Below are 26,373 nucleotides of genomic sequence, written 5' to 3'. Positions count from 1 at the left end.
CACCGACAGGCCGTTTGGACGCTGTTAATCAGCCCAGGCTTCAACATCATCGTAGACTTCAGCAAATTCGATCTCTTCGCCATTTTTGCTGAGCGTAGCCTCGAACTGCGTTACCTCCTCTTCTTCCCGCTTGATCAGCTCTGTGGCAAGCTTGTCCACAATTTTGCGCTGTATCAACCGCTTGAGCGGACGGGCGCCGTACACCGGGTCATAACCGCGTTCGGCCAGCCAGTCTTTGACGGGATCTGAAATCGAGAGCCTGACATTTTTCTTTGCAAGCATTTCGAAGACCCGCTTGAGCTGGATATCCACGATTTCCCGTATATGCTCTTTGTTGAGCGGGTGGAATACGATGATATCATCTACGCGGTTCAGGAATTCGGGGCGGATCGACTTTTTCAACTGGTCCATCAGTTGATCCTGCAGGTCGCTGTAGACTTCATCCGTAAATGCCCCGCCGGTTTCCTCAATTTTGTCCTGGATCAGGTGCGAACCGATGTTGCTGGTCATTATAATGATAGTGTTGGTGAAGTCGACCGTGACACCCTTGTTGTCGGTCAGGCGGCCTTCATCCAGCACCTGAAGCAGCATGTTGAACACATCGGCATGCGCCTTCTCGATTTCATCCAGCAGGATGACGGAGTACGGTTTGCGCCGCACCGCTTCGGTGAGCTGCCCGCCTTCGTCGTATCCCACGTAGCCGGGAGGAGCTCCGACCAGGCGACTGACGCTGTGACGCTCCATATACTCGCTCATGTCGATGCGCACCATGGCGTCCTCATCGTTGAAGAGGAAGTTGGCCAGTGAACGGGCCAGTTCCGTCTTCCCGACGCCCGTAGAGCCAAGGAAGAAGAACGATCCGATCGGTCGCTGGGCGTCCTGGAGTCCGGCGCGCGAACGCCGAACGGCATTGGAAACCGTTTCGATGGCGGGGTCCTGCCCGACCACCCGTTTGTGGAGCTCTTCTTCGAGGTGAATAAGTTTTTGCCGCTCGCTCTGCAGCATCTTGCTGACCGGGATGCCGGTCCACCGCGAAACGATATCGGCGATATCCTCATACTCAACCTCCTCCTTGAGCATGGCACGACCTTCCTGGACCTCATCGAGCTGTTTCTTGGTATCCTCGAGGTCTTTTTCCAGTTGTTTAATTGTGCCATAGCGAAGTTCAGCGACTTTTTCGTAGTTGCCTTCCCGCTCGGCCTTTTCGGCCTGGTTGCGGGAGGTATCGATCGCCTCTTTCAGGTCGCGCGTCTTCTGGATCAGTTCGCGCTCGGTATCCCACTGGTTCCGCATGGTGTTGCGCTTTTCTTCCAGGTCGGCCAGCTCTTTTTCAATATTCTGTATTTTTTCCTCGTTCTTGTCGCGTTTCAGTCCCTCGCGCTCTATTTCGAGCTGGCGTATCTGCCGTTCAACCTGGTCGAGCTCTTCCGGCATCGAGTCTATCTCCAGGCGCAGCCGGGAGGCGGCCTCGTCGATAAGGTCGATCGCCTTGTCCGGCAGAAACCGGTCGCTGATGTACCGGTGAGAAAGTTCTGCGGCTGCTACCAGCGCCTCGTCCCGGATTTTGACCCCGTGATGCAGCTCATAGCGCTCCTGCAGTCCCCGGAGGATGGAAACGGTATCTTCCACCGTGGGCTCGTTGATCAACACTTTCTGCATGCGGCGCTCCAGCGCGCGGTCTTTTTCTATATGTTTTCGGTATTCATCCAGGGTGGTGGCCCCGATGGCGTGCAGCTCACCGCGGGCCAGCGACGGTTTCAGGATGTTGGCGGCATCCAGCGATCCCTCGGCCGACCCTCCGCCGACGAGCGTGTGGATTTCATCGATAAACAGGATAAGTTCGCCGTCGGAGTCGATCACTTCCTTGACCACCGCTTTCAGGCGTTCTTCAAATTCACCGCGGAATTTGGTGCCGGCCACCAGCGCACCCATGTCAAGCGCCACAATGCGCTTGCTTTTAAGACTTTCGGGCACGTCGCCCCGGTTGATACGAAGCGCGAGTCCCTCGGCGATGGCCGTTTTACCGACACCGGGTTCCCCGATAAGCACCGGGTTGTTCTTGGTGCGGCGCGAGAGGATCTGCATGATGCGCCTGATTTCCTGGTCGCGCCCAATGACGGGATCCAGCTTGTTCTTTTCGGCCATCTCGTTCAGGTCGCGACCGTATTTCTCCAGCGCGTTGTAGCGGCTTTCGGCATTGGGGTCGTCCACTTTCTGAGAGCCGCGGACATCTTGTAATATTTTAAGTACATCATCCTTTTTGACGCCCTGCTGTCTCAGCAGGTTGCCGGCCTCTCCGCTGGACTCGAGCATGCCGATCAGCACGTGTTCGGAGCTGATATATTCGTCCCCGAGATCATCCGCCGATTCCTGGGCTTTGTCAAAAAGTTCTTTGGCGTTGTTCGAGAGATACTGCCCCGAGACCGACGCTCCCTTGACGACCGGCAGCTTATCGATCCGCTGTTCGAGGTCGGTTTTTAACTGGGGTGCGCGAACGCCCAGCTTGTTGAGTATCGTATTTACCACGTTCTCCGAATCATTCAGCAGGGCCAGGAGAATATGGCTCGGTTCCACGGCCTGGTGGTTCTTGCCGGAGGCCAGGTCAAGCGCGTTCTGAACGGCCTCCTGCGCCTTTAACGTAAATTTGTTGAAATTCATAGCAGGGAATATTGAGGTTAACGTCTTTTTATTTTCTACTCTTAACTGTTGCCAATACCATACCGATTTTGCAAATATGACGTTATTGCAGAATTAATTAACCAGGTATGCCGTTTTGGGGAAAGCGGGAAAATCAGGTAGCGCCTTGTCAGGGGAATCCTGTCTAACTGTTACTGGAGGAGGGAAAAATGTGCCAGATTGGAGGCGGCTTTGTCGAAGGTGAAAGTGATTTTTGTATCCATTTTCTTATTTAGAATACCAATATAGCAATCCAAAAAGTCAGCACTACTGGAGGCGTATTCTCTGATGGCTTTTTTTACTACAGTCGGCTGACTAAAAGAGATGTGCTTGGTCTCAAATATTTGTTCAATAACCATTAGAAATTCCTTTCGAGAATATCCATAAACACTGGTCAGCACCCAATCTAATTCGGCTAATATCACTTCATTTATTATGAATGTGGCTTCACTTTTGTAGGAATCGAACAGTTCCTGGACTCGGTCAGCCTGTTCAGGATCATCTTCAGTGAGGTATCGAACAAGAATGTTGGTGTCGAGTCCGATCTTCATTTGCTATACTTCTTTTTTAGATATTCTGTAACTCCCTTTTCCATTTCTTCTATTGAAAGCGATTCTTGGTCAGGTCGGTGCAAAATGCCTCGCAAGCTTTCGATATTTTTTTCTGAGTTTGTATCTTGATGACATCATCACTGTCAACTATAAAATTAACGTTATCCCCCGCTTTTAGGTTTAGCTTTTCCCTGATCCTTTTGGGGATGGTGATCTGACCTTTGCTGGTTACTGTTGCTTGTTCCATGATTTTTTGATTTAATTCTTATAACAAGTAAGAAATTTGCAGGGAATTTTCCAATCAACTGCCATCCTTGTTTGTACTAAACAGTGATAACCGGAACAAAATTTTCCAATCGTTATGGATAAAACAGTGATTTCCGGAGTTACGATTGAGCTGAAGCGCGGAGACATAGCAAAGCAGGATGATATTGAGGCGGTCGTAAACGCGGCCAATGCACAACTGCGAATCGGGGGCGGGGTAGCCGGGGCGATCCATCGCGCGGCGGGACCCGGCCTGGCCGAGGAGACCCGGCCGCTGGCCCCGATCGACCCGGGGGAAGCGGTCATCACCGGCGGTCATCATCTGCCCAACGAATACGTGATTCACTGCCTGGGACCGGTCTACGGCCGGGACAAGCCGGAAGAGAAGCTGCTGGCAAATTGCTACAGGCACGCCCTGGACCGGGCCGAGGAGAATGAGATCAGCAGCGTGGCTTTTCCCTCGATCTCAACGGGTGCGTTCGGTTACCCGATGCGGGACGCCGCGTTTGTCGCTTTCAGCACAATTTCCGACCGGGTGGGCGAAGGACTTTCTTCCGTGAACCTGATCCGGTTTGTGCTCTGGGGTGAAGAGGCGATGACCATCCACCAGCAGGCGATGGAAAAAGTGTTTGAATCATGAATATCGAATATCGAATGATGAAGTGCGACCCTTCGACATTCAGTATTCCTTGTTCCTCGAGTCGATATTTCCCTGGTTTCCGTAAATATCATTGAGGACCGCCGCCAACCGGACCCCGGCCTGGAGCAGTCGCTTTTCCACGATACTGAAATTCTTGTAGGTGTATTCATAGCCCAGTTCCCTGTCGCCGGGCAGATCGTAGACCTCATCCCGCAGCTCCATCGACTCCCGTGCCCAGTCGAGGATACCAGAAGACTGCCATTGTCGAAGCTCCTCTTTGGTGGGATGATTCACGCTGTTGGAGAGCTCGGTAAAACTCAGTTTGGAGTCGTCGATCATTTCGCTGTCCCACACCCGGTGCAGGTTAGAGTATTCCCAAAACCATTCGAGGTCCACATCATTTCCGCCGCGGTCTTTACCCGTACCCACATGCAGCGGCTGGTGGATGTCACCTACCAGATGAACAAGCATTTTTAGTTTTTCAGCCTCCACGTCTGGGGATAACGCTCCTTCTTTTAAATCAGCAATAATATCACGGAGCGCCTTGATCAGGTCGCCATCGGGATTTTTTTCGGTTTCCGCATAGTTCTGCCCGTCGGGAATGGTCACCCAGTGCCAGTCGTGGGTGTGATCATATTGCGGGTCTGACCGAATCTCGTCCATCCAGGTGCTGGCCATGGCGAGCGACTCGTGTCCCAGAATGTCGGCAATCTCTTTTTGTGCCCCGGGGGTAAGGTACTGTTCAGCGATATCACCAACTACGCGATGGCCGGTTTTCCCCCACTTTTCTGACAAAGAGCCGTTCACGGTAAAGAGCAATGAACATATTATTACTAGTGCGTTCATATGGTGTAATTTATTCGATAAAGAGTGTTCCGATTTGGGAGATAATATCTCTATTTTTTTACCCGATGGTAAGTCTTTATGAATAATTCTAACAATAATTTCAGAAGCCGGGATGTATCAATTTCTGGACCTGTTTTTTATTATTTTTCATACCCTGCTGGTGTTATTCAATTTGTTTGGCTGGATATGGAAAAAAACGCGCTGGCTGAATTTCCTGACGCTCTCGCTGACAGCTTTTTCCTGGATTGTCCTGGGGATTTGGTACGGCTTCGGCTACTGCCCATGTACCCACTGGCACTGGCTGGTTCGGCGGGAGCTCGGCCATTATGATATGCCAAACTCGTATATCAAGTTTTTGGTGGACCTGTTTACCGGCTGGGATGTAAGTCCCCTGCTGGTTGACTGGGCCACCGGTATCTCTTTCTTGGCGGCATTTTGCATTTCCCTCTACCTTAATTACCGCGATCACACTCTCAAGAATCGTTAGCAGGCGATACTATCGCTGAATCCGCATACCTTTGGAAATGTCGATTCTGGCACCTGCACCTTATCCCGATGTTTTCTCTGCAAACTTTTTAAACAGCTCTTTTTCCTCCTTGCTTAGATTTTCAGGAACCTGGACCATGGCACGCACGAAAAAGTCTCCTTTTTCGGATTCATTTTTGAATTTGGGCATGCCCATATTGGGGATGCGGAACAGGTCCCCGCTCTGTGTTCCGGCGGGGATTTTAAGCTTTACTTTTCCATTGAGCGTAGACACCCTTGTTTCGCCTCCCAACACCGCTGTACTGAGATCAACCGGGTGATCGTGGTAGATGTCATCGCCTTTGCGTTTGAAGTCTTTAGGCTCCTTGATATGTATCTTGAGGTAAAAGTCTCCACGTTGGCCGCCGCGTACACTGGAGCTGCCCCTGCCACTGACTTTTAGCTTTTGACCGTCTTTTATTCCCGGGGGGATTTTTATTTTCATTTTTTCATTCCCGATACGCACGGTGCGGCTCGAGCCCTCAAACGCCTCTTTAAGCGTGATGGTTACAGTAGCGGTGACATTTTTTTTGGTTGATTTCTGTCGGTTTTGCCGCGTGCCGGCTCGCGATTGTCCGCGATAGGTTTGGGAGCCGGCTTGTCCCTGCTGCTGGGCTTCTGCAAATGGATTTCCTCCCCCAAAGAGACTCTCGAAGAAGCTGGAAAACGGGCTCCCCCCGCTGCTTCCCCGGCCTTGGCCTTGCCGGGCCCGGCCGCCAAAAAGGTCATCCATGTCAAAATTGACACGGTAGGATTGGCCCTGACCGCCGCCCCCTTGCCGCGCGTAACGAGACCAGTCAAAATCGTCAGCAGAACCGCCGGAACGCTGATATCTTTTCCAGTCTTTACCGGCTTTGTCATAGAGTTTACGTTTTTCAGGGTCTTTTAGAACTTCATAGGCTTCCCCCACCTCTTTGAATTTATCTTCTGCAGAGGGATCATCAGGATTTTTGTCAGGGTGAAATTTTGCCGCCTTTTTACGATACGCCTTCTTGATTTCATCCTGGGAAGCGTTCCGACTTACTCCCAATATGTCATAATAATCTTTGTATTCCATGTGGATCGGGCTCAGTTGTCCAAATTCATTGCTATTTATAATATGAGCAAAATGGATGCCAGTCTTCAGAAAATAACTAATTGGCAATACCAAGCGGAAAAATAGTCAGGTTGACATATCCATAAAAAACCCCCGGCGGGATAGACCGGGGGCCAGGGATCATGATGAGGTAGGTTCTTCGTTACAATTCAAAAGCGATGAATAATCCGTTTCCTCCCCGCAAGATGCGCATAAGGACGACCTGGTTTTCCTCCTCAACGAGTTGACTCATAATGTCATTGAAGTCGCTCACATTTTGTACCGGTTCTTTGGCGATACTGGTAATAACATCTCCCTCACGAAGCCCCTGCCGGTATGCATCGCTGTTTCGCCGGATGTTAGTTACCACAACTCCGTTTTGATTTGGATCGATCTGCAGCTCTTCCGCAATTTGGGGAGTCAGGGTTTGCACACTAAAGCCCACGCGCTCCTGCAGGTTACGGTCCGGCGCGCCTTGCTGGCTTGGACCGGCGGAGGCCCTCAGATCGTCCGGCAGTTGACCGAGTGTTACAGTTATATCGAGCTCTTCGCCATCGCGGATTACACCAAATTCAACTTCAGTTCCCGGCCGTTTGCTGGCTATCTCCGTGCGGAATGAGAACCAGCCGTCAACGGCTTCCCCATCCAGGGTTGTGATGACATCGCCCTCTTGGAGGCCGGCCTCCGAGGCAGGACCGCCATCCACAACGCCGCCGACAATTACGCCCTGCGGTTTTTCAAGTCCCAGTGCACGGGCCATGGTGCGATCCACTCCGTCACCGGTTATACCCAGGTATCCGCGTTGCACTTCACCGGTTTCAATAAGCTGGTCCATAATATTCTGTGCCAGGTTAGCGGGAATGGCAAATCCCACGCCCTGGTTGCCGCCGGACCGGGATGCGATGGCGGTGTTAACACCCACGAGCTGACCATCGAGGTTGATCAGGGCCCCGCCGGAGTTGCCGGGGTTGATGGCGGCGTCTGTCTGGATAAAGTTTTCATATCCTCCCGTACGCTGGGCCAGTCCTATGGTGCGCCCCTTGCCGGAGACAATGCCGAAGGAGACCGAGTGAGCGAGATTGTCCCCAAATGGACTTCCGATCGCCATGACAAATTCACCGACACGCAGGTTGTCGCTGTTTCCAAATTCGATTTCGGGCAGATTCTCGGCATTTATTTTAAGTACGGCTATGTCGGTCATGGGATCGGTGCCCACAATTTCAGCTTCGAGCTCATGGCCGTCAAGGGTTCCAACCCGTATATCCTCGGCCCCCTCCACCACGTGGTTGTTGGTGAGGATGTATCCATCTTCTGATACGACTACGCCGGAGCCGAGTCCGCTGACTTCACGTTCCTGGCTCCCGCCTCCCCGGGGATCTCCAAAGAAACGAAACAGGGGATTTTGAGGAGCTTCAACGGTCTGGGTCGTAAAGATCGTCACAACCGCCGGTTTCGTTTTTTCCGCAATATTGACAATTGCGTCATTCAGATCTTTGAGGTTATTGATCGGTTGATCCTGCGAAGGCTGCACCTGGGTGTCAAAGTCGGGCAGGCTAATGATCGACGCCTGGTCGGATCCCCGGAAATCTACCGTGTAAAACCCCACCAAAACCAGCGCCAGTATTATAATCGCAAGGAATGATTTATTTGAGTGTTTCATGAGAAACTCCATTTTTGGAATAATTAATACTTTTGAAAAACGGTTTTATGTTCCAGATCCTTTAACAGTCATGGAAAGCGGATTATTGTACTTGCTGATGTTGAAAAATGAAAAGCCGGAGTTGCATTTCATTGCAACCCCGGCAGATTGTATGGATGTGTTATCAGCTGTCGGGATCTATAAGGGATACGGGTCGTTAGTGAATTTCAATCTGTTTCTTCACTTTATCTTCCGTTTTCTTGATACTGATATTTAGCAAACCGTTTTTGTAGGTGGCGTTGATGCTGTCTTCATCCACATTGTCGGGAAGCTGGAAGGAACGGTTGAAAGAACCATACCGGGTTTCTACACGGTGATAGGTTTTTCCCTCTTTCTCTTCCTCGAACTTCCGTTCGCCACTGATGGTCAGCCGGTTGTTGTCCAGGCTGATATCGATATCCTTTTTCTCCATGCCGGGCAGTTCTACGCTGACTTCAAAACTGTCGTCGGTCTCGGAGATATCGATACCCGGAACAAAGCTATTGTTGCGCTGGTTGACGACATCATTGAAAAATTCATCCATGATATCGGAAAAGTTTTTTGAAAAGAGATCTTTGTTTGGCCGGTTATATCTTATGAGTGTCATAATAGTACCTCCACAATGTTATTTTGATTAAATTTTTCATCTTTCAAAAACTCACTTTTATAAATGCAAGCGATATGCCAGAGGGGTTGAGCGCCAAAAATCATGACAAACAGCCAATAAGCTCCTGTGTTTTTTTCAGGTGTACGTGAAAAAGGAAAAAGTTGTCATCAATTAGCTGGCCAAAGCGGCAGAAGAGCTGTAAAAAGTTCAGAGTGGCCTGGTTAGTAGTGATTTGGGAAGTACTACTGCCGGCTGCTCTCAGAATTTTCCTGGCCTCAACAATGAATACCCAATCGGCCGGTTATGAGTCATTTTGTTATGGTGGGGACGTAAGAGTTGAAAAAAGCCCATCGAGCTAACGATGGGCTTAGAAATTTGAAATAGCGGGATTCGGAACTCGGGATAACCCACGTTCAGGAAAACGAGGACTATGAAAACCAGGAGTTTTGGTCAGGATTAATCCCTGAGCGGATTCGGAACCGCAGTTTATATCTCATTAATGAGGATATAGAATCCGCGAAAATGCCGATATTGGCCAAAACAACGGTTTTGCAAAGCCCTCGAAAACCCTAATAAGAAATAATCCAGTAACGAACCGAACAACGAAACTACCGCTTGTAGCTTTCTTTCCACTCTTTGGCAAGCAGAAAGGCCATCTCAAGGCTCTGTTCATAGTTGAGGCGCGGATCGCAGTAGGTCTCGTAATTTCGGTGAAGCTCTCCTTCGTGCAGTCCCTTGGCACCGCCGACACATTCGGTCACGTTGTCGCCCGTCAGCTCGAGGTGCGCCCCGCCGAGGTAGGTGCCCTGATCGCGATGGATCGCAAAAGTCTGCCGCAGTTCTTTGATGATGTCATCAAAGTTGCGGGTTTTAACGTTGTTGTCGGTTGAAAAGGTGTTGCCGTGCATTGGATCACAGATCCAAACTGCGGGGAATCCCTCCCGCTTGACCGCCTGAATGAACTCCGGCAGCTGCTCTTGTACGTTGTTTACACCAAAACGGCTGATCAATACAATTTTACCTGCTTCATGCACGGGATTCAGCTTCTCAATCAGTCGCAGGGTCTCGTCAACTTCAAACGGCGGTCCCACCTTAATCCCGATCGGGTTGCGGATGCCGCGGAAATATTCCACATGGGCTCCGTCAATATCGCGGGTTCGGTTGCCGAGCCATACCATGTGGCTGCTCAGGTTGTAGAATCCTTCACGGCGCGGTACCCTGCGCGTTTGGGCGGAATCATAATACAGGTTCAGAGCCTCGTGTGAGGTATAAATATTGATTTTTTGAAGGGTATTGAAATCGTTGGGCGTGATCGACTCCATGAAGCTTACGGCCTTTTGGATGGAGTTGACCATCGTTTCGTACTCCTTGTAGTATTTGTTCTGCTTCATGAAATCCAGCTCCCAGTACTCGGGGTGGTGCAGGTCGGCAAAACCCTCGTCGGCGAGCGCCCGGAGGAAGTTGAGCGTCAGCGATGCTTTTTGATAGCCCTCCAGCAGCCGCTGGGGATCGGGCTTCCGTGCTTCCGCATCCGGCTTGAAGCTGTTGATAAGGTCGCCGCGGTAGTTCATGATTTTCTTGCCATCCACAATTTCGTAATCACTGGATCGCGGCTTGGCATATTGACCGGCAACCCGACCGATGCGAACCACCGGTACCCCGGTTTCATGGATCAGGATAAAGCTCATCTGCAGGAGCACCTTCAGCAGATTCACGATTTTTGGGGATTTGCAGTCGGCAAACGTTTCGGCACAGTCGCCCCCCTGCAGCAGAAATCCGTTGCCGGCAGCCACATCGGCCAATTTGTTTTTCAGGGCTTCAATTTCCCATGAAGTAATCAGCGGGGGCAGGGAGCGCAGCTCCTCGTAAGCAGCTTCCAGCTCTTGTTGATCCGGGTATTCCGGCAGCTGTTTAATGGGAAAATTCTGCCAGGAAGTGGGAGACCAGTCTTTGGGGTTGGCTACTTCGGGGGCTACGGTTTTTTCTTCTTTCAACATCATGTGTATTCTACTTCGAGACTGCAAGTTTTATGAACGTTTAGATTAGCCAAATATAAAGAAATGGGCAATTTAAATATAGTCTTATACCACCCGGTTTTTATTATTGTAGCTGGCCGGAGATTTCGCTTTAATTTTTAGGCTCAAGCGCAAAAAGCCCTTTTTTGTTAATGTAGGCATATTTGTTCCCCGTTTTAACCAAGCCGAGGCCCAACCTGAAATCCCACGCATGATCAAAAATCGGTTCTATGATTTTTTCCCCGTGTTCATCTATATATCCAAATTGATCCCCTATTTTGATGCGTGCGATCCCGTTTTTGAACCGAAACGCCTGGTCATATGAGGGCTCGACAATGAATGTGCCCCGCCGGTTTATGTAGCCGAACTTGTAGGCATCGAGATTGTCGGCAGACAACGGCAGGGCAACCGCTGCCTTACCCTCGGAAAAGGGGCCCGCTTTCAGGAATTTCGATTCGATGGCAACCCGGCCCAGCGTATCTATATAGCCGAACTGCTTGAACTCCATCTCCACTGCGGCCAGCCCTTCAGAAAATGGATGGGCCCGGGGATACTGCGGTTCAACGACGAACGCCCCATCGGGATTTATATATCCCCATTCCTGGTGTCCCGGGGTTTGCACTCGTGCAAGGCCGTTGTTGAATGTGCCGGCGTACAGGAACTGAGGTTCAATTACAATTTCTCCCTCTTTATTTATATAGCCCCATCGACCATCTTTATTGAGTTGCACAGGAGCCCGACCCGCACTGAAATTACCGGCCTGGACAAATCTGGGCGGGATCCGGTACTCCCCGGACTTGTCAACATATCCGGATTTCCCGTTGACGGTCACGCGCGCCAGTCCTTCCGAGAAGCTGTAACCGGCATCAAAGGCGGGTTCAATAACAAGCTTACCACGTTGATCGAGGTAGCCGACCCGACCCAGTATGTTTATCGCTGCCCGTCCTTCGGAAAACTCGTACGGCCAGTTGCTGTCTGAGATGAACTTGAAATGGGGATGAATCTGGGTCGTAAGCGTGGAATCGATAAACCCGATTTTGTTATTTTCAACGTAGGGGAGCAGTGCCCGGTCTTCGGCTGTTTTCATGGAGGTACAACTTGCCAGCAGTAAGCTGACAGCCAGTACTGCGGGATATACCCACCTGCGGGTATTCGATACCGCCTCCCGCCCGTCTGTGACAGAGGTGGATTCGGATGCTAAGGATTGTGTCAGTGGTACCATCGTATAAAAGGATATCTTTCTGTTAATATTTTTATTCCACAGAGGGCTTTGAAAAACCAGCAGTTTTGGTCAAGTTCAACCCCTGAGCGGATTCGGAATCGCAGTTTATATCTCATAAATGAGGATTTCGATTCTGTGAAAATGCCGATGTTGGCCAGAACAACAGTTTTTCAAAGCCCTCTCCACATTTAATACACATAGGTGCAACGGGCAACTATTCAGGTGCATCACAGATTGCCGGTCTGCCTGTGCATGAAGCGTTCCTGATCGCCCGTTGAAGATCAGTGCAAACGAGAGTATATTTTTACCCGGTTTTTCTCATTTTGTTTCTGTGGCAACAAGATCACTTAATATCCATGGCCGAAAGGTTTCTTCCGCTTCCAAACCCATTTATGTAGATGTTTGAACAGACGTATAAAATTTTAATTGTCGACGATGTCCCTTCCCTCGTTACCACTCTCCGTTATAAACTGACCAAGAAAGATTTTGAGGTGATCACCGCCCAGAACGGGGAAGATGCCCTCGAGATCTGCCGTGAAGAAAAGCCGGACCTGGTAATCAGCGATCTCGAAATGCCGGTGATGGACGGGTACGAGCTGTGTCGTTCAATCAAGGAGGACCCGGAGCTCAATACCACGCCGGTTATACTCCTTACCTTTATGCATACGACCGAGAACCTGATGAAAGGCATAGAAGCCGGTGCCGACAACTACCTGACCAAGCCGTATGATGACAAAACCCTGTTTTCCAAGATCCGGGAGCTGCTGGAAAATCCCGTCGCTCCGCCTGAAGAGGCAGATAGAAAGGCGGTGACAATTGACGGGAGGGAGTACCATATCGAGGCGAACTGGCCCAAGGTACTTAACCTGCTGGTTTCAACCTATAATAACTCCGTGGCCCAGAAAGAGCAGCTTGAGGAAACCAGGGACGAGCTCAATGATGCGTTGGAAGAACTGGAATACGTGCGGGAAGAGCACCAGGAGCTGCTGCACAATATCTTCCCGGAGAAAATTGCGGAGCAACTGATCGCTTTTAACAAAGTAACTCCCGAGCTGTATAGTGATGTAAGTATCCTGTTTACCGATTTTACCGGGTTCAGCCGGTCTGTAACAGAACTGGATCCAGAAGAATTTATTGAAAAGCTCAGCCATTATTTTGACAACTTCGACAGCTTTTCGGCCGAGTACGGGGTGGAAAAAATTAAGACGATCGGGGATAGCTATATGGCCGTTGGCGGCCTGCCCGAACGCAACAAGTCACATGCCGTTGATACCGCCCTTACCGCGTTGCGGATCCTGAAGTTCACCCGGGAAGAGCACGAGAAAGAGCAGGAGAACTGGAACATCAGGATCGGCATTAACACCGGGGAGGTGCTGGTTGGGGTGATCGGGAAAAAGCGGTTTGCCTACGATGTCTGGGGTTCTGCCGTAAACCTGGCCAGCAGGATGGAGGAAACCTCGAGCAGGAACGCTGTCAACATTTCGGAACAGACCTACCGGCGTATCCGCGATTTCTTTGAATGTGAAGCCCGGGGCGAGATTGAGGTTAAAAATATGGGCTCGGTCCCGATGTATTTTTTACGGCGAATCAAGCCGGAGCTATCTGAAGACCAGGAGGGATATGTTCCAAACCGGGAATTTGGGAAGAAGTATAACGCCGCCTTCGGCGGGGAATAGCAGCGAAGGTGTTCACCTGCATTTCTCACGAGGAAAATTTCATTTTTTTAAGCTCTGATATGTAGTGAGTTACATTTATTTAAAACCAGAACACTATTACAGTGTGTAGCCAGCTGCGAAATTGGTGAAAAGTGCAGGTTCATCGGTCCCGATTGTAAAAATGCCGAAGATGCATTGAATCGCCGATTTCATTCCTATTGCTCCAAATGATCGTTGAAGAAACTAAACCTTGGCCAACGCTGTTGGCTAATTTCGGATATGCAGAATGGAAGAAAAAAGCTGTTAATTGTCCTTACAATTAGCATTCTAACTGATTATCTTTAGGAGTTTATTGCTAACCTAAAAAGCTACGATTTCTTTGCGAGAACACATCGTCATACGCGGAGCACGCGAACACAATCTCAAAAATATAGACGTCAATATACCCCGGGAACAGCTGGTCGTGGTGACCGGCATTTCGGGTTCCGGCAAGTCATCTCTTGCATTTGACACCATCTACGCCGAAGGCCAGCGGCGGTTCCTGGAATCTCTTTCGGCTTACGCCCGGCAGTTCCTGGGGATGATGGAGCGACCGGATATCGACTTTATTGACGGACTTTCCCCGGTTATTTCCATTGACCAGAAGACGACAAACCGGAATCCCCGTTCAACAGTGGGAACCGTTACCGAAATTTATGATTTTCTCCGCCTTCTCTATGCCCGCATCGGGGTGCCGTACTCATGGAAAACCGGCAACAGGATGGAAAAACAGAGTGCCGACCAGGTGGTCGAGAGCATCATGGAGATGCCGGAAGGCACAAAAGCGTACTGCCTGGCACCGGTTGTCCGCGGCCGCAAGGGACATTACCGGGAGCTTTTTGAGCAAACAATGAAGCAGGGTTTTGTGCAGGTGCGTGTAGATGGGGAATTCATGGACCTGGAGGAGGATATGAAAGTGGACCGCTACAAAACCCATAACATCGAGGTTGTGGTAGATCGCTTTGTGATCAATCCCAAGAGTGAAAAACGGATTGCCGAAAGCGTTCGCCTGGCCCTGGAGATGGCCGATGGGAATGTCATCCTGGCGGTTCCCGAAGAGGATGGAGAACTCAAAGATCACCTGTTCTCGCAAAACCTGTTCGACCCGGAAAGCGGTTTGGCGTATGAAGATCCTGCTCCCAACATCTTTTCGTTTAACTCACCGTACGGGGCGTGCCAGAAGTGCGACGGTCTCGGCTATACCCACGATGTGGACCGAAAGCTCGTCATCCCGAACCCGGCGCAGTCTATTGCCGAAGGGGCGATCCGGTTCCTGGGAGAACCGCGCGATATCTTTGTCTTCAAACAGCTGCAGGCGGTGCTGGATACGGTGGATCTCGATTTTGAAACCCCGATTGAAGAGTATCCTGAAGAAGCCCTGGAGCTGCTTTTTGAGGGTGGAGGCGACAAAAAGTATGACGTAAGCTATGACTTCCGCGATGACAGCGTAACATACAAACATTCGTTCAAGGGGCTGCGGAATATCATCCGGGAGCAGTACGAGGAGAGCAAGTCGAACAAGCAGCGGGATAAAGCCAAGGCGTTTATGGCCAAAATGACCTGCGATGCCTGCGGGGGTGGCCGGCTTAACAAAGAGGCGCTTTCCTACAAGATTGACGGATACACGATCGACGATCTCGTTAAAATGGATCTCAATTCCCTGCGGGAGGCGGTTAACAACCTGGACCTGACAGAGCGCCAGCAGAAAATTGGCCACCAGGTCCTCAAGGAGGTGCGCGACCGGGTCGACTTTCTGCTGAATGTAGGACTCGATTACCTGACGCTGGACCGCGAAGCGCAAACGCTCTCGGGCGGAGAAGCGCAGCGGATTCGGCTGGCTACACAGATCGGGACCCAGCTTGTCGGCGTACTTTATATACTGGATGAACCGAGCATCGGCCTGCACCAGCGCGACAACATAAAGCTGATACGTTCGCTGGAGACGTTGCGTGATCTGGGGAACAGTCTCATCGTCGTGGAGCATGACCGCGAAACGATTGAACATGCCGACTACGTGCTGGACCTGGGTCCCGGCGCGGGAGAGTACGGCGGCGAAATAGTGACCGAGGGTCCGCCCGAAGAGCTGGATCCCGACTCGATGACGGCCCGGTTTTTGGATGACAAGGAGATGATCCCGTATCCCGAAGAGCGACGCAGAGGGAACGGGAAAAGCGTAAAGCTGACCGGCGTGAGAGGCCACAACCTTAAGAACCTGGATGTGGAAATACCGCTCAACAAGTTTATCTGTGTCACCGGTGTAAGTGGGAGCGGAAAGAGTTCGCTCATCAACCAGACGCTGGCCCCGATCTTTTCAAACCATTTTTATAACTCCAAGACGGTGCCGCTGCCCTATGACCGGGTTCACGGGCTGGACAATCTGGACAAGATTATCTCGGTGGATCAAAGCCCGATCGGCAGAACCCCGCGGTCCAACCCAGGGACCTACACGAAGGTTTTTGATCATATCCGCTCCCTTTTTGCCGAACTCCCGGAATCCAAAATCAGGGGGTATGACCAGGGGCGATTTTCATTTAACGTCAAGGGAGGACGCTGCGAGGCCTGTAACGGGGATGGCGTCCGCAAAATTGAGATGAACTTCCTGCCCGATGTCTACGTAACCTGCGAAACCTGTAACGGCAAGCGCTACAATCGCGAGACCCTGGAGATCTATTACAAGGGAAAAAATATCGCTGATGTGTTGAATATGTCGATCAAGGAGGCCAGTGAGTTTTTTGATTCCGTTCCCGCTATCAACCGTATCCTGGGAACGCTGAACGATGTGGGACTCGGGTACCTGACACTTGGACAATCCAGCACCACGCTTTCGGGAGGAGAGGCCCAGCGGATTAAGCTGGCGCGGGAGCTCTCCAAAGTGGGAACCGGAGACACGCTGTATATCATGGATGAACCCACAACAGGCCTTCATTTCCAGGATGTGCGCATGCTGGTGGATGTCATTCAGCAGTTGGTTGACAAGGGGAATTCAGTAATAGTAATTGAGCACAATCTCGATCTGGTCAAAGCGGCAGACTGGATTATTGATCTCGGACCGGAAGGCGGCGTAGGCGGGGGCGAAATTATTGCCGAAGGAACCCCGGAACAGGTCGCCCAGGTGGAGAGCAGCTATACCGGCCGATACCTCAGCCAGGAGTTCGAGCGCGAAAAAAAGGAAAAGATCGAGGTCTGATGGGATTTAAAACCGTGGATCATTCCAAAGGTTGTTGCAATATCGAAATATGATATAAAAGATATAACAATATCTGTCCGTTATAAGGAGATAGTGAACCGGCAGAATATCGGGCGCGGTGATAATCTGTATTTGAGTTTGTACCGCTCTCGGTTTCTGCCTATTTTCAGCCACTTGTGAAAATTATGCGATCACATATCGTCCGACTGTTGATGGTAGCCACCGTTTGTATGGGCATGGCGCTGTACCTGGTGCGCCCCGTTCAGGCTGAAACGGCATCAAATTCATTTGCCAGCTGGCTGAATACGGTGGTAAAGAAAGGGGAGGTGGATTCTGACAATGTCAGGCAGAAGCTTTTTAACCTGCAGAATTCAGATGAATCCCTGGATATCCTTATTCAGAAGGCCTCGGAGATCGTATTGCGGAATAACGAAGATTTCAATCTGCCCCTTGGTGCGAACAGCAACGATTCCGGCAAGGTGTACGATTTACTGATTTGGGAGTGGAACTCCTACCAGACCGGTAACGGCATGGGCAAGGCGTCGCTCCCCTCAACAACCATCAAGTCTAGCATCCACTCCACGCTCGACAAGTTCGTTCACTCACTGAGTGCGACGTACCGAAAACAAGCTGAACGATTTGACTTATCAACTGATCTCCTTCAGCCCGCCAATCTCATACCGCAGCAGATATACCACATCATACCTCTTGCCGGCGGCGTCGCGATTGGAGCCCCTTAGTCTACCCCGCCTGGTATCCGAATTCTTTATCTTTTCCACCCTGCGAAATTAAATTTTAACGTTTAACCTGACGAACTACCATGAAAGACAATGGTTTTAAAATAGGTTCTATTGTAGCCTTTTTAGCTATCTCCTTTTACTACCTGTGGCCAACCGTGGCATACTGGCTTGAACAGAACTACATACAGGATTTGCCACAGGCCGAGCGTACTGAATATGTAGAAGAGAATCAGGCGCGATTGCAAAACCTCCGCACCGAAATGCTCTCCCTGGGACTCGACCTGCAGGGGGGGATGCACGTTACACTGGAAGTGGGTACCCCTCAGCTGGTGTATGAGCTGGCCGGTCAATACGCCGATACGACGCTGCAAAACATTATCAATATTGCAGATCAACGGGCCCTCGAAAACGGTACCGACTTTATTGACGAGCTGGTCCAGGAGTTTGAGCAGCGCGACTCAAATGCGCGGCTCAGTCGCTATTTCCGCTCTGACGCCGACAATATCACCCGCCGATCCACCAACGAGGAGATACAGGAGTACCTGCAGAACCAGCGTGATGAGGCCGTGGATCGTGCGATCGACATTATTAGGACCCGGGTTGACCGATACGGTGTTACCGAGCCCTCCATTTTGAAGCAGGGGAATAACCGGGTTGTCGTAGAGCTGCCGGGAGTGGCCAACAAAGAGCGCGTGCGAAGCCTGCTCAAGGGAACGGCACGGCTGGAGTTTCGCCTGGCGGCGGATCCCAACGACCTGGGTTCTGCCCGGGAACAGATCATGAGTTATTTTGATCAGCAGGGGACGGCCGGAGGAGACACGACGGACACGACCGCCTCGGAGTCGGGTGGGCCCAACCCGTTGTCGCAGGTGCTGAATCCACGGCCGAGAAATCAATATGTATTTGGCTATGCGGCCGCAACCGACACTGCCCGCGTTAATGAGCTGCTGGGCAGGCCCGACGTGCAGGAGATGATCCCGCGTAATGTGGAGCTGATGTGGGGAGCAACCCCGTTTCAGACCTCCCAAGAGGGTGCAACCGAGCTTTTTGAGCTGATCGGGGTTCGCGAATCGGTGGAAATGACGGGCGAAGTGATCGAAGAAGCGCAGGTTACCTTCGACCCGACAACCAATGCCCCGCAGGTTTCCATGGCCATGAACAGCGAGGGCGCCCGCCGCTGGGCCCGTATCACAGGAGCTAATATCGGTAAACCGATTGCCATTGTGCTGGATGGTTATGTCTACTCCTATCCCAATGTGAACACCAAAATTTCTAATGGCCGTTCGGTTATCGAGGGCATAGGGGAGGTCACCGAGGCAGAAGACCTTGTGAATATCCTGCTCTCCGGTGCGCTGCCGGCTCCACTCAATATTGTTGAGGAGCGGACAGTGGGTGCTACGCTGGGAGAGGCCTCCATCCAGTCCGGTTTTTACTCGGTCTTTATCGGGTTGGTCATCGTAGCGGTATTTATGATCGTCTACTACCATCGCGGCGGAGCCATCGCTGACCTGGCCCTCTTGTTGAATATCATATTTATACTGGGTATCCTGGCCGCTTTCAACGCCACACTAACCCTTCCGGGTATTGCCGGTATTGTCTTAACCATCGGTATGGCGGTAGATGCAAACGTGCTGATCTTTGACAGAATCAGGGAGGAGCAGCGAACCGGCAAAACGCTCCGCGCCGCCATCGATGCCGGGTACGCGAACGCGATGAGCGCCATTGTCGATGCCAACGTGACGACCTTTTTCGTGGGTATCATCCTGTTCAGTTTTGGCGTTGGCCCGATCAAGGGATTCGCTGTTACGCTGATGGCCGGAATTGTGGCGTCGCTGTTTAGCGCCATTGTTATTACCCGGGTTGTGATCGACTGGCTGACACGCGATCGTTCGGCTGAAATCAGCTTCGGCTGATCGATATCCCAGAAAATTTTAACGAAAGATCTAATTTGAGGAATCTGAATTATGAGATGGTTTGAAACACCAAGTTTTGATTTTATAAAAGCCCACAAGATCGGCTACATCGTTTCAGGAACGTTACTCGTAATATCGATCATCGCAATCCTTGCAAAGGGACTGCAGTACGGGATCGATTTTCGCGGAGGAAAAGAGTATGTCCTGCAATTCCAGGAGGCAGTGGATGTTGTGCAGGTGCGCAGCGAGCTGTCTGAACCGCTGGGCAGCACCCCGGAAGTCAAGCGGTTTGGTTCTCCCGAGGAAATTCTGATCCGTACCGACAATCCCGGTGATATTACCGATGTCCAAAATATTATCACCGGCACGATGGCAGAGGTCTACCCTGGTAATGAAACCACGGTGATCAAGACCGACGTCGTCGGCCCGCGCTTTGCGGAGGATCTGAAAGCGGGGGCGCTGCAGGCGATTATATTTGCGCTGATCGTCATCTTCGTCTATATCCTGATCCGGTTTAAAAACTGGACATTTTCAGCAGGGGCGGTGGCCGCCTTGTTCCACGATGTGCTGCTGGTGCTCGGCATATTCACCATATTTTCGGACCTGGCGCCCTTCAGCATGCAGATTGACCAGGCTATTATTGCCGCCTTTCTTACCATTGTCGGTTATTCCCTCAACGATACCGTTGTCGTGTTTGACCGTATTCGCGAAAATGCGCTTCTCTACAAAACGATGGAGTATACCAAGATGGTGAATAAAAGTCTCAATGACACGCTGAGTCGCACGGTCATTACTTCGGTTACCACCTTGTTTGTAGTTACAATCCTGTTTATCTTTGGCGGCGAGGTGTTAAAAGGCTTTTCCTTTGCCCTGATGCTTGGCGTTATCGTGGGTACATACAGTTCGCTGTTTGTCGCAAGTTCAATGGTTGTTGAGCTTGAAACCCGGGCAAAAAAAGCTTAAATACAACTCCTAACAGATAATCTAAATAGGGAGATTCATACGATGAATTTTAATGTTTCGGAGCGATACAATTGTGTAGTGCTTGAATTTAAAGGCAACGTGATGGGGGGACCTGATGCTGTCAAGCTCAATGAGAAGCTGCATGAGCTGATTGAGGAGGAAAAAACCAATGTTGTGGCAGACCTGGGAAAAGTCAAATTTATGAACTCATCCGGCCTTGGCATGCTCATCGGCGGGCTGACCACCATGCGGAAAGCGGGCGGCGACCTTCGTATCGCAAATGCGACCGACAAGATCGAAAGCCTGCTGGTCATCACGAAACTTATCACCGTGTTTAAGCACTATAAGTCGCTTGACGAGGCGATCGAGTCGTATGATGAGTCGGAGTCCGAAGAAAGTTAATGTTATAATCCAATCTTGAAAAGAGGGGTGTTCACATACACCCCTTTTTTTGTGTAAAATATAGTCTATGTCAATTCGAGTAGTTGTAGGTGCCCAGTGGGGTGACGAAGGCAAAGGTAAAATTGTTGATCTGTTAAGCAAGGAGGCTGATTACGTCGTTCGATATCAGGGTGGGGCCAATGCCGGCCATACGCTTAAATTCGATGACCAGGAGATCGTTCTTCACCTGGTTCCCTCCGGAATATTCAATGGTTCTGCAAAATGTGTGATCGGCAACGGGGTGGTCATCGAACCCCGGGCGCTGCTGGATGAGATCGAAAACATTCAGGGTATGGATATCGACCTGGAAAACCGGTTATTCATCAGCAGTTCCGCCCATGCCATCCTTCCCTATCACAAACTGCTGGACCAGGTCAAGGAAAAGCACCGCGGAGAGGATGCCATCGGTACCACCGGCCGCGGCATCGGTCCCGCATACGTGAGTAAGGTTTCGCGGGTGGGAATCCGCATGGCCGATCTTTTTCATGAAGATATTTTGGCGGAAAAGCTCAAAAGCAACCTTGACGACATCAATGAAGCATTGGTGCATATCTACAAGGAAGATCCCCTGGAAGTGGAGCAAATTTTGGATGAAACCCTGGAGGCAGCTGAAAAATTGTGTCCCTATATTACCAATACAGCGACTCTTTTGCACCGGGGAATTGAAAACGGGGAAGACATTTTGCTGGAGGGAGCCCAGGGAAGCCTGCTTGATATTGATCACGGAACCTATCCCTATGTAACCTCTTCTTCGCCTACTGCCGGAGGCGCCTGCACCGGTACCGGTATTTCTCCCCGTGCAATCGATCATGTGATGGGCATAACCAAAGCCTATTGCACGCGGGTGGGCAACGGCCCGTTTCCCACGGAGCTTACCGGAGAAACGGGAGAATTTCTCCGTAAAGAGGGACAGGAGTTCGGGGCAACAACCGGGCGTCCCCGGCGCTGCGGCTGGCTTGACCTGGTTGCCCTGAAGTATGCTGTTCGTATCAACGGAATTGACGAGCTGGCAGTTACCAAGATCGATATCCTGAATAACTTCGAGGAGATCAGAGTCTGTACGGAATACAAGGTCGGCGGAGAAAAGATACGAGAATTTTCCCCTGACCTCTATGAAATCAAAAACGCGGAACCGGTTTATAAAACATTTCCGGGATGGAAGTCGGACATCAACAAGTGCAATTCGTTGAGTGAACTGCCCCCGGAAGCCCGTGAGTATCTGCGTTTTATCCAGGATTATCTTGGCGTGGAGCTCAAAATACTCTCCAGCGGACCCAAGCGATCCGAAACGCTTGTACTCGATTGAGATGGTGGCTCGGAATGTATTTTGATTCAGAAGTAGAGGGCTTTGCAAACCCCTCAATTCCTCGTTCAGAGGGAGTTATACTCCCGTTAAAAGGTCACCAGGTCGGTAGTACAACTACCTCCCAACAAAATAGCAGGTTCTGCAAAGGTCCCTGGTAATAGCTATCTTTGGAATACAGGCGGTTATTCGGTTTTACACTCGATTCACCCCGATATGCTATCCAAACCCAATGGCCTGATTTTTTCTAACCTTATTACATTGCTAATGGGCTATGGCTTTTCAAAGCACCTATAAATGAATAGATGCATTTCTTTACCTTGACATACCGGGTGCAGGTGGCTGATGACGAGGATATCGATCAAAAAGTGGAAAATATCTGCCTGGAACAGAGTGCAGAGCTACCCCTGCAGGTCCTCTCAGAATCGCTGGCGGATAAAATTGTGGGTAAACCGAACTTCCGGCAGCAGGTCGATGAAGAGACCTACATCGTAAAGATTGACTGGCCTCTCCAAAATATTGGTGGAGAGATATCAAATTTTATCAATATCCTTTATGGAAACATTTCACTCCAACCCGGAATACGGGTCACGGATGCCAGCTGGAGACCACTGGCGGAGACCCTTTTTGGCGGGCCGGCGCTGGGCATTGAGGAGCTGAGAGCCCGGCTGAATATTACCGGACGAGCAATATCCTCAACCGCCGTTAAGCCGGTGGGGAAAAGTGCCGGGGAGCTGGCCGACCTGTGCTACCGTTTTGCAAAAGGGGGAATCGATATCATTAAAGACGATCACGGGCTTGCAAACCAGGTGTATGCTCCATTCCGTGAACGGGTACCGGCTTGTGTGCAGGCTGTTGAACGAGCGGCGGAAGAATCCGGCCGGCGATCATGGTACTTTCCCAATATTACCGCCCTGGCGTCGGACGCCGTGGACCGGTACGAGATGGCCGCCGATCTCGGGGCCGATGGCGTCCTTATCTGTCCCCACATCACCGGCCTTGAAACGATGCATCAACTGGCGCGTATGGAGATTAAGCTGCCGATCATGGCCCATCCCGCTTTTTCCGGATCGCTAACCACCGTTACGGGAAAAGGGCTGTCACCCGGCTTCCTGTATGGCCAGCTCTGGCGCGCATTGGGAGCGGATTTTGTGATTTATCCCAATGCAGGCGGCCGTTTTTCCTTTACGCTGGATGAGTGCCGGTCGATCAACAGGGCCGCCCGAGTACAAAACAGGGGACTATTCAAGTCTTCATTCCCCGTTCCGGCGGGCGGACTCAAGATCAGCAATATCGACCACTGGCTTGAAACCTACGGACCCGACACCGTGTTTTTAATGGGAGGCAGCCTGTACAAGCACCCCGGGGGGATAGAGACTGCAGCCAGTGAATTCAGCGAAATACTGACTAAAATAAAGGATGATGAGGAATAAAAACCGCTCAAAAGTGATCAAATGTTCTGACTATCAATGGGACGCTGTACCGCGGAAAGAGTACAAGGATGACAGCCAGTGCTATCGCGGGGTCCATCGGTATTCGCTGCTGGGGGAGGCCGATGATGAACAGCAGCTCAATTTTCAAACCCGCTATTTTGAAGTGGAGCCGGGGGGATATACCAGTTTTGAAATACACCGGCACCCGCACTCGGTAATTATCATACGGGGAGCGGGAGAGGTTGTACTTGGCAATGAATTGCATCAGGTCGGCCTCCACGATGTAATATTTGTAGCGCCGGAAACCCCGCACCAGTTTCACGCCACCGGTGAGGATCCTCTCGGGTTTATCTGTATTGTGGATCGCTATCGCGACCGCCCGACGCTGCCGGGTGATGAATTTATCAAGAATGAGATTACGGACGGCCAGGTGCGGGAAAAGATCAAGCGGTAAGCAGGTATTTCTTCCGGCAGTGTATCGAAACGGCAACGAAAGGAGAATTTTAAAAACCTTATATTTTATTTGAAATATACTGTGCAAGGGTCTTATATTTGGGTCTTCTGAAGCGGGAATAGCTCAGTGGTAGAGCATCACCTTGCCAAGGTGAGGGTCGCCGGTTCAAATCCGGTTTCCCGCTCTCGACAAAAGCTCTTACAGGTTGCTGTAAGGGCTTTTTTATTTTACCTGCCTGTTCGACGTATTATCTGCCACTCGCTTTTAGTCGCCGTTGTCCCGGCTTGTTTGCAGGGCTCACAACTCTTCAGGCCGGAGACGGATGAAGAATTATGAATTCCGATCAGATAGGACCGGGAGTGCGGGCCTATCTTCCCGCTGGGGCAGTACTGACTGAAAAGCTGGAAGTGATGAACGAAGGGAGGGCAGGGGGATGATCAAAACCACCTATGAGAAGGTGGTTATTTGAATGGAGTCCCGGCGGGTACCACACCGTATCAAATGGCACTTACTTGGAGAAATAGCTGAGAACCTTGCATCCTGAGCACGCATTTATAGAGAGCTTTGCAAGACCCTAACTTCCTCGTTCTGAGGGAATTGTACTCACGATTAAAGGACAATACGGTCGGTGATACAACCCCCTCCAACAAAATAGCAGGTTCTGCAAAGATCCCTTATAAAAACCTGGTACACAGATAGTCCGTCTGCTAAAAAGGAAGACCTACACACTATACATGTCCCGTGAATAATATCGGCAGAGTTGTTAAATATCCAGCTGTTGCTGGCCGGTACCGAGCTGCATCAGTTTTTTGGTCAGTTTTCTATTGGCTTTTGGAAAAGGGTATTCTTCCAGATCGCTTATGGCAATCCATTTTACCTCCTGGCTGCTGTTGGGCTCCGGCGTGCCATCCACCAGCTCGCACAGGAAAGCGTGCATCGTAATCTTGAAGTGCGAATAGGCGTGATCCAGCTTCATAAAAGGCTTGGTTATATTCACTCTTACCCCCAGTTCTTCCTCGAGCTCGCGTACCACGGTCTCTTCAATGTCTTCATTCTCCGTCTGTTTGCCGCCGGGAAACTCCCAGAGTCCGCCAAGCATTGCGTCTTCGGGGCGTAGTGCAATCAGCACTTCATCTTTCTCATTGTGGATAATTCCGACTCCGACCTGGTGATGCGGCTTCTTTTTGGCCGGCGATTTATAGGGTATATCGTCCGTTTTGACCGATTTATAGGCAATACATTCCGCGCTGACCGGGCAGTGGTTGCAATCCGGGTTGGAGGGTGCGCAGACGGTGGCCCCGAGCTCCATCATGGCCTGGTTGAAATCACCCGGGCGATCGGGATCAAGGAGCTCATCCGCCCGCTGCTGGATCTCATTTTTTGTGGCTGTGCGGCGGATATCATCTTCGATGCCGAAATACCGGCTCAACACCCGGATTACATTGCCGTCTACCACGGCATATTCTTTCTCAAAAGCGATGCTGAGTATGGCGGACGCGGTATAGGGACCGATCCCCTTCAACGATGTGATCTCATTCCAGGTGTCCGGAAGCTGCCCGTCGAAATCATTCACAACTGTTTGGGCCGCATGATGGAGATGCCGGGCCCGGCTGTAATATCCCAGTCCTTCCCACACCTTCAGCACCTCCTGCTGATCGGCCGCAGCCAGGTCCTGAACGGTTGGGAACCGCTCCACAAACCGGTAATAATAGGGCATCGCCTGGTCTACGCGCGTCTGCTGCAGCATTATTTCAGAAATCCACACTTTATACGGATCTCCACAGCTGCGCCAGGGGAGGTCACGTTTGTGCTGGTCGTACCAGGAAAGCAAATTGGAGCGAAAATTCAGTTCAGACACGAAGAAATTGTATTTAAAAATTGGAATTCAGGATAATCGTCATGCCGGATGACTTGCTCGTTCGGAGCGTACAATTTTCAGAAAAAGAAATCAATACGGTAGAGAGCACCATTTCAAACACCATCAGGGTCTTTTGCCGGAGCGGACCGAAAGATGAAATGTGGAGCAAAAATAGAAAAATCTAGTCGTTGTAAAAAAGGAGGATACCACTTATTATTTACTGGTCGATTTATTCCCTGTCTCGGGATTAACACAGGGTCACACTAAACAAGTGCTCTCAAATTCAGG

General features: G+C 50.8%; 21 protein-coding genes and 1 tRNA gene. 12 read left to right on the top strand and 10 right to left on the bottom strand.

Going from position 1 to position 26,373, the window contains the following annotated elements; genetic code table 11:
• Nucleotides 1–24 precede the first annotated feature (24 nt).
• The 3 genes from clpB to ACG2F4_RS12565 all read right to left on the bottom strand — a co-directional run bounded on the left by clpB (nt 25) and on the right by ACG2F4_RS12565 (nt 3,474).
• Nucleotides 25–2,658, bottom strand: coding sequence for an ATP-dependent chaperone ClpB (clpB, locus tag ACG2F4_RS12575; protein WP_395261210.1), 2,634 nt, complete (start codon nt 2,656–2,658; stop codon nt 25–27).
• Between the two features lie 170 nt (nt 2,659–2,828).
• Nucleotides 2,829–3,227, bottom strand: coding sequence for a PIN domain-containing protein (locus ACG2F4_RS12570; RefSeq protein ID WP_395261208.1), 399 nt, complete (start codon nt 3,225–3,227; stop codon nt 2,829–2,831).
• Between the two features lie 49 nt (nt 3,228–3,276).
• On the bottom strand, nt 3,277–3,474 hold the full coding sequence (locus tag ACG2F4_RS12565; protein WP_395261207.1) for an AbrB/MazE/SpoVT family DNA-binding domain-containing protein: 198 nt from the start codon (nt 3,472–3,474) through the stop codon (nt 3,277–3,279).
• A 114-nt stretch (nt 3,475–3,588) separates the two neighbouring features.
• Between ACG2F4_RS12565 and ACG2F4_RS12560 the strand changes: the two genes are divergently transcribed.
• On the top strand, nt 3,589–4,131 hold the full coding sequence (locus tag ACG2F4_RS12560) for a macro domain-containing protein (RefSeq protein WP_395261205.1): 543 nt from the start codon (nt 3,589–3,591) through the stop codon (nt 4,129–4,131).
• Nucleotides 4,132–4,170: 39 nt separating this feature from the next.
• Here ACG2F4_RS12560 and ACG2F4_RS12555 read toward each other — a convergent pair whose 3' ends face one another.
• Nucleotides 4,171–4,977: a S1/P1 nuclease gene (locus ACG2F4_RS12555; RefSeq protein WP_395261203.1), complete on the bottom strand. Its 807-nt coding sequence runs from the start codon at nt 4,975–4,977 to the stop codon at nt 4,171–4,173.
• A 112-nt stretch (nt 4,978–5,089) separates the two neighbouring features.
• On the opposite strand from ACG2F4_RS12555, the gene ACG2F4_RS12550 reads away from it, so the two are divergent.
• The gene (locus ACG2F4_RS12550) at nt 5,090–5,464 is read left to right on the top strand and encodes a DUF2784 domain-containing protein (protein ID WP_395261201.1); all 375 of its coding nucleotides are present in this window, start codon (nt 5,090–5,092) and stop codon (nt 5,462–5,464) included.
• Between the two features lie 60 nt (nt 5,465–5,524).
• Here ACG2F4_RS12550 and ACG2F4_RS12545 read toward each other — a convergent pair whose 3' ends face one another.
• From ACG2F4_RS12545 to ACG2F4_RS12525, 5 genes are all read right to left on the bottom strand, one after another.
• On the bottom strand, nt 5,525–6,559 hold the full coding sequence (locus ACG2F4_RS12545) for a DnaJ C-terminal domain-containing protein (RefSeq protein WP_395261199.1): 1,035 nt from the start codon (nt 6,557–6,559) through the stop codon (nt 5,525–5,527).
• Between the two features lie 181 nt (nt 6,560–6,740).
• Nucleotides 6,741–8,237, bottom strand: coding sequence for a Do family serine endopeptidase (locus ACG2F4_RS12540; protein WP_395261198.1), 1,497 nt, complete (start codon nt 8,235–8,237; stop codon nt 6,741–6,743).
• A 196-nt stretch (nt 8,238–8,433) separates the two neighbouring features.
• Nucleotides 8,434–8,862 carry an Hsp20/alpha crystallin family protein gene (locus tag ACG2F4_RS12535; protein ID WP_395261196.1) on the bottom strand — a complete coding sequence of 143 codons (429 nt, stop codon included), beginning with the start codon at nt 8,860–8,862 and terminating at the stop codon, nt 8,434–8,436.
• 608 nt (nt 8,863–9,470) lie between these two features.
• Nucleotides 9,471–10,859, bottom strand: a complete 1,389-nt coding sequence (locus ACG2F4_RS12530; protein WP_395261260.1) for a class II 3-deoxy-7-phosphoheptulonate synthase — start codon at nt 10,857–10,859, stop codon at nt 9,471–9,473.
• A 130-nt stretch (nt 10,860–10,989) separates the two neighbouring features.
• Entirely contained in the window at nt 10,990–12,099 is a 1,110-nt protein-coding gene (locus ACG2F4_RS12525; RefSeq protein WP_395261194.1) for a WG repeat-containing protein, read from the bottom strand.
• A 398-nt stretch (nt 12,100–12,497) separates the two neighbouring features.
• On the opposite strand from ACG2F4_RS12525, the gene ACG2F4_RS12520 reads away from it, so the two are divergent.
• The 10 genes from ACG2F4_RS12520 to ACG2F4_RS12475 all read left to right on the top strand — a co-directional run bounded on the left by ACG2F4_RS12520 (nt 12,498) and on the right by ACG2F4_RS12475 (nt 24,411).
• A complete protein-coding gene (locus tag ACG2F4_RS12520; RefSeq protein ID WP_395261192.1) occupies nt 12,498–13,775 on the top strand; it encodes an adenylate/guanylate cyclase domain-containing protein in 1,278 nt (425 codons plus the stop codon).
• A gap of 358 nt (nt 13,776–14,133) precedes the next feature.
• Nucleotides 14,134–16,980 carry an excinuclease ABC subunit UvrA gene (gene uvrA, locus ACG2F4_RS12515; RefSeq protein WP_395261190.1) on the top strand — a complete coding sequence of 949 codons (2,847 nt, stop codon included), beginning with the start codon at nt 14,134–14,136 and terminating at the stop codon, nt 16,978–16,980.
• 185 nt (nt 16,981–17,165) lie between these two features.
• Entirely contained in the window at nt 17,166–17,720 is a 555-nt protein-coding gene (locus tag ACG2F4_RS12510) for a hypothetical protein (protein WP_395261189.1), read from the top strand.
• An 80-nt stretch (nt 17,721–17,800) separates the two neighbouring features.
• On the top strand, nt 17,801–19,633 hold the full coding sequence (gene secD, locus ACG2F4_RS12505) for a protein translocase subunit SecD (protein ID WP_395261187.1): 1,833 nt from the start codon (nt 17,801–17,803) through the stop codon (nt 19,631–19,633).
• Nucleotides 19,634–19,684: 51 nt separating this feature from the next.
• On the top strand, nt 19,685–20,596 hold the full coding sequence (gene secF, locus ACG2F4_RS12500) for a protein translocase subunit SecF (RefSeq protein WP_395261185.1): 912 nt from the start codon (nt 19,685–19,687) through the stop codon (nt 20,594–20,596).
• 42 nt (nt 20,597–20,638) lie between these two features.
• Nucleotides 20,639–20,998, top strand: a complete 360-nt coding sequence (locus tag ACG2F4_RS12495; RefSeq protein WP_395261184.1) for an STAS domain-containing protein — start codon at nt 20,639–20,641, stop codon at nt 20,996–20,998.
• Nucleotides 20,999–21,065: 67 nt separating this feature from the next.
• Nucleotides 21,066–22,343, top strand: coding sequence for an adenylosuccinate synthase (locus ACG2F4_RS12490; RefSeq protein ID WP_395261182.1), 1,278 nt, complete (start codon nt 21,066–21,068; stop codon nt 22,341–22,343).
• A 302-nt stretch (nt 22,344–22,645) separates the two neighbouring features.
• On the top strand, nt 22,646–23,773 hold the full coding sequence (locus ACG2F4_RS12485) for a RuBisCO large subunit C-terminal-like domain-containing protein (RefSeq protein WP_395261180.1): 1,128 nt from the start codon (nt 22,646–22,648) through the stop codon (nt 23,771–23,773).
• On the top strand, nt 23,760–24,227 hold the full coding sequence (locus ACG2F4_RS12480) for a cupin domain-containing protein (protein WP_395261178.1): 468 nt from the start codon (nt 23,760–23,762) through the stop codon (nt 24,225–24,227). The genes ACG2F4_RS12485 and ACG2F4_RS12480 overlap by 14 nt, the downstream gene beginning before the upstream one ends.
• Nucleotides 24,228–24,339: 112 nt before the next feature.
• Nucleotides 24,340–24,411: transfer RNA gene (locus ACG2F4_RS12475), tRNA-Gly, on the top strand.
• Between the two features lie 579 nt (nt 24,412–24,990).
• Here ACG2F4_RS12475 and mutY read toward each other — a convergent pair.
• Complete coding sequence (gene mutY / locus ACG2F4_RS12470) at nt 24,991–26,085, bottom strand: A/G-specific adenine glycosylase (protein ID WP_395261176.1); 1,095 nt, start codon at nt 26,083–26,085, stop codon at nt 24,991–24,993.
• Between the last annotated feature and the right edge of the window lie 288 nt (nt 26,086–26,373).

Source organism: Halalkalibaculum sp. DA3122 (assembly GCF_043951865.1).
Taxonomy (GTDB): Bacteria; Bacteroidota; Rhodothermia; order Balneolales; family Balneolaceae; genus JAMQKA01.
The sequence above is the reverse complement of the archived record's forward strand: the minus strand, read 5'-3'. Positions and strand labels throughout refer to the sequence as shown.

Excerpts from the sequence above, each read along its gene's own strand:
- clpB (WP_395261210.1), bottom strand. The coding sequence starts at position 2,658 with ATGAATTTCAACAAATTTACGTTAAAGGCGCAGGAGGCCGTTCAGAAC.
- ACG2F4_RS12570 (WP_395261208.1), bottom strand. The coding sequence starts at position 3,227 with ATGAAGATCGGACTCGACACCAACATTCTTGTTCGATACCTCACTGAA.
- ACG2F4_RS12565 (WP_395261207.1), bottom strand. The coding sequence starts at position 3,474 with ATGGAACAAGCAACAGTAACCAGCAAAGGTCAGATCACCATCCCCAAA.
- ACG2F4_RS12560 (WP_395261205.1), top strand. The coding sequence starts at position 3,589 with ATGGATAAAACAGTGATTTCCGGAGTTACGATTGAGCTGAAGCGCGGA.
- ACG2F4_RS12555 (WP_395261203.1), bottom strand. The coding sequence starts at position 4,977 with ATGAACGCACTAGTAATAATATGTTCATTGCTCTTTACCGTGAACGGC.
- ACG2F4_RS12550 (WP_395261201.1), top strand. The coding sequence starts at position 5,090 with ATGTATCAATTTCTGGACCTGTTTTTTATTATTTTTCATACCCTGCTG.
- ACG2F4_RS12545 (WP_395261199.1), bottom strand. The coding sequence starts at position 6,559 with ATGGAATACAAAGATTATTATGACATATTGGGAGTAAGTCGGAACGCT.
- ACG2F4_RS12540 (WP_395261198.1), bottom strand. The coding sequence starts at position 8,237 with ATGAAACACTCAAATAAATCATTCCTTGCGATTATAATACTGGCGCTG.
- ACG2F4_RS12535 (WP_395261196.1), bottom strand. The coding sequence starts at position 8,862 with ATGACACTCATAAGATATAACCGGCCAAACAAAGATCTCTTTTCAAAA.
- ACG2F4_RS12530 (WP_395261260.1), bottom strand. The coding sequence starts at position 10,859 with ATGTTGAAAGAAGAAAAAACCGTAGCCCCCGAAGTAGCCAACCCCAAA.
- ACG2F4_RS12525 (WP_395261194.1), bottom strand. The coding sequence starts at position 12,099 with ATGGTACCACTGACACAATCCTTAGCATCCGAATCCACCTCTGTCACA.
- ACG2F4_RS12520 (WP_395261192.1), top strand. The coding sequence starts at position 12,498 with ATGTTTGAACAGACGTATAAAATTTTAATTGTCGACGATGTCCCTTCC.
- ACG2F4_RS12510 (WP_395261189.1), top strand. The coding sequence starts at position 17,166 with ATGCGATCACATATCGTCCGACTGTTGATGGTAGCCACCGTTTGTATG.
- secD (WP_395261187.1), top strand. The coding sequence starts at position 17,801 with ATGAAAGACAATGGTTTTAAAATAGGTTCTATTGTAGCCTTTTTAGCT.
- secF (WP_395261185.1), top strand. The coding sequence starts at position 19,685 with ATGAGATGGTTTGAAACACCAAGTTTTGATTTTATAAAAGCCCACAAG.
- ACG2F4_RS12495 (WP_395261184.1), top strand. The coding sequence starts at position 20,639 with ATGAATTTTAATGTTTCGGAGCGATACAATTGTGTAGTGCTTGAATTT.
- ACG2F4_RS12490 (WP_395261182.1), top strand. The coding sequence starts at position 21,066 with ATGTCAATTCGAGTAGTTGTAGGTGCCCAGTGGGGTGACGAAGGCAAA.
- ACG2F4_RS12485 (WP_395261180.1), top strand. The coding sequence starts at position 22,646 with ATGCATTTCTTTACCTTGACATACCGGGTGCAGGTGGCTGATGACGAG.
- ACG2F4_RS12480 (WP_395261178.1), top strand. The coding sequence starts at position 23,760 with ATGATGAGGAATAAAAACCGCTCAAAAGTGATCAAATGTTCTGACTAT.